Genomic DNA, 3,050 nt, shown 5'->3' with positions numbered 1-3,050 from the left:
GGCAGCGGTATCCAGTCCAACGACGTCGGAGAGCAGCGTGGGCAGCCAGGTGGAGACGGCGTAGAAAGCAAAGGCCTGGCCGCTGAAGGCGATCAGCAGTACCCATGCGGCGGGGAGCCGCCAGCCGGGACGTTCGCCCGCGGCCGCCGTCGGGATCATGCGGCCGGCCGGCTGCCCCGGCGTGGACCCACTCTGCGGCACGCTTGGCGCCGGTATGCCCCGCCCCGCATCCGATCCGAGCAGGAAGGCGCGCCAGCCCACCAGGGCCAGCCAGGCAAGGGCAGCCACGATGGCAAGGGCGCTCCAAAGCACCAGGGCCGTGCGCCAGCCGAAGGCCTCGGCCAGCGGAGCCGTGATGATCAGGGTCGTCATCGATCCGATGTTCATCGCCGCCGTGTAGACGCCGGTGACCAGGGGAACGCGTGCTGACGGGACGTCCCGCCGGATCACCACAGGAACCAGGACATTGCCCACGGCGATGGAAGCACCGATAACGACAGTTCCTGCGAGCGCCAGCTCTGTTCCGCCAGATGATCTCAGCACGGATCCGGCAACAATTCCGGCCAGGCAGAAGGCGATTGCCTGGTCCGGGCCGCTGCGGCGAAGCAGCGGCAGCGCCAGGAAGGAAACAACGCCAAAGCAGGCGATTGGAAGGCTGGTCAGCAGGCCGGCGGTCTGAACGGACATCCCCAGCTCTGCCTGCAGGAGACCCAGGATCGGGGACGGAGCAACGATGGGGCCGCGCAGGTTAAGGGCGATCAGGATGATCCCGGATAAGGCGCCCCAGAACATCCAGCGGGCTGTCCTTTGCTTCCCGTTTCGTCCGGTCGCAGCTGGACTGTCGATTTGCATGGGTACCCGCTTCGCTGAAGGCTCGTTCCGAACCGCTCCGTGGCGGCCTCCCGCGATTCTGTCAGCTTGTGGCCCGGGTTGGCTCACATTACGCGTCGTGTGACCGTTTGTGAGGGGTCGCCCGGTGTAGCCGCCTTAGGGCTGCGGCGGCCCGGCCGGAAGGTGGTGCTTGGGAAGGCGGTCCCTGTCATACGTCACTTCGGTATAGCCGTGCGGTGCCGGGCGGCCGTGCTCGTCGAGGTTGACGAACACAATGCGATCGATGGTCAGGATGCTGGAGCGGGTGATCATGTTCCGCACTTCAGCCTGCATGGTCAGCGAGGAGCGGCCGAATTTGGTGGCGCGCAGTCCCATTTCGATCAGGTCGCCCTGCTGGGCCGAGCTGACGAAGTTAATTTCGGACATCAGCTTCGTGACGACGCGTCCGTTGCCCATTTGGAGAATGGCGTAGATGGTGGCCTCTTCATCGATCCAGCGAAGGAGGGAGCCCCCGAAGAGTGTGCCGTTCGCGTTCAGGTCCTCAGGACGGACCCACTTGCGGGTGTGAAAATTAATATTGCCAGGTTCCATATTTATTAACATAACGCCGCGTCCTGCCGCCTATGGGCCATTCGAGAGGACTCTCACAGGGCTCTGTTGCCGGTGTCGCAGACGGGTCCGGGATGTCCTCTGGAAGGGGTCCGGCTCGGCTTCCGCTGGCTTCCTCAGCGGACAGCGTACCGCAGGAAAACGACGCCTCCGCTGAAGCCCCGGACTTCGGCCAGATCCAGGCCGAGGCGGAGAGCTGGCGGAAAAACCGGAGTCCCGCCGCCCACGACGACCGGCGAAACCAGGCGTTGGATCTCGTCCACAAGTCCTTCGCGGAGGGCGTGGGCCGCGAGACCCGGTCCCTCGATGGTCAGGTCTCCGGGGGCCTCAGTCTTCAACTGCCGCACTTCCCCGGGGTCAAAGTGGTCTTTCAACAGGGTCCGGGACGTTTCCACCATAGTGAGGGTGGTCGAATAGACGACTTTATCCGCCGCCTGCCAGAGCCGTGCGAACCTCTGCAGTTCCGGGGCCGTCCCAACGGAATCGGGGTCGGTCCCCCAGATTTTCATCGCCTCGTACATGCCCCGGCCGTACAGGTAGGTACTCACGCCGTCCATGCTGTCAGTCAGGAATGCAATCATGTCGTCACTAGGCATCGACCAGTCAAAGGACCCGTCCGCGTCCTTGACATAGCCGTCCAGGGAACTGGGAATCTGATAAATGAGCTTGCCCATCGGGCTACTCTGTCAGGGCGGCGCCTCCGCAGCCAGACCCCGCCCATGATCAGACGGTGCTAGGTCGACGAATATCCCTGTGGCCCGGGTGACTGGCCTGGGGGCTGCTGGTCCGGCCCGGGTGACTGGCCTGGGGGCTGCTGGTCCGGCCCGGGTGACTGTTCTGGCCCTTGTCCGGGCCCCTGAACCGGTACCCGGACGGAGTCCCGGGGGTCCATCGGGCCCTGATCGAGCCGGAACGGCGGGTACTCGTCCCGCAGCAGGGCGGCATAGGCCAGGACCCGGTATTGCCAGCGGTTCAGCCCCATAGCGAGTGCGAACAGCGGTGCTATGTACCGTCCGGTGAACAGCAGCCCAATCACGGCGATGAGGACCAGGAGGCTCAGCAGCGACAAACCGGCTTCGGTGACGCGCCAGACGCCGTGCATTCCCCAATAGGCCGTCCCATCCATGGTTGCTGGGTAGCCTCCCCTGTTCCAGGTGCTGACCACCACGATGGTGCCCGTGGTGAACGCCCCCACGATCAGGGCCTGCGGGATCACCAGGAGCCACCATTTCACCAGCACCAGGCCCCTGCTCAGGCGCTCCGGATAGTCGACGTCGAAATCGGCCGGATAGTCCGTCCGGTCCAGAGTGAACGGCGGATAGCGGTCGGTGCCGAGCGGGTTCGCCGCGTAGAAGCTGACCCGCCAGCTCCAGCGGATCACTCCGACGGAGAAATCGAACAGCGTCCGCGGATACCTGGCCGTAAAGAGGATGGCGAAGAACGCAATGACGGTGACGACAATAAACGCGATCCAGAGGAAAAACAGCACTACGTAGTGCGGGATGGCCAGGAACCATTTGACCAGCCACTGCCAGCGGCTCAGGCCGGGATCCAGCCAGCCCTGCAGCCGGGCCGGATAAGCGCCGTCGTTTCCGCTGCCGCCTTGGCCC

General features: G+C 64.7%; 4 protein-coding genes. All 4 read right to left on the bottom strand.

The features are described 5' to 3' along the window. A partial coding sequence (locus RTN46_RS16780; protein WP_312183132.1) for an MFS transporter occupies positions 1-792 on the bottom strand: 792 nt, incomplete at its 3' end. Positions 793-987: 195 nt separating this feature from the next. After that, positions 988-1,422 (bottom strand): hotdog domain-containing protein, encoded by a 435-nt coding sequence (locus tag RTN46_RS16775; RefSeq protein WP_312183129.1) that lies wholly within the window; start codon positions 1,420-1,422, stop codon positions 988-990. Between the two features lie 134 nt (positions 1,423-1,556). Next, on the bottom strand, positions 1,557-2,114 hold the full coding sequence (locus RTN46_RS16770; protein WP_312183127.1) for a dihydrofolate reductase family protein: 558 nt from the start codon (positions 2,112-2,114) through the stop codon (positions 1,557-1,559). Positions 2,115-2,173: 59 nt separating this feature from the next. Then, on the bottom strand, positions 2,174-3,050 hold an 877-nt coding region (locus tag RTN46_RS16765; protein ID WP_312183124.1), incomplete at its 5' end, for a DUF4389 domain-containing protein.

Origin of the sequence: Arthrobacter sp. (genome assembly GCF_031988865.1) — a bacterium.
Taxonomy (GTDB): Bacteria; Actinomycetota; Actinomycetes; order Actinomycetales; family Micrococcaceae; genus Arthrobacter_B.
This window is presented reverse-complemented; position numbering and strand designations above follow the sequence as displayed.

What these genes read in the sequence shown, in the direction of transcription:
- RTN46_RS16775 (WP_312183129.1), bottom strand. Translation starts at nt 1,422, where the DNA reads ATGGAACCTGGCAATATTAATTTTCACACCCGCAAGTGGGTCCGTCCT.
- RTN46_RS16770 (WP_312183127.1), bottom strand. Translation starts at nt 2,114, where the DNA reads ATGGGCAAGCTCATTTATCAGATTCCCAGTTCCCTGGACGGCTATGTC.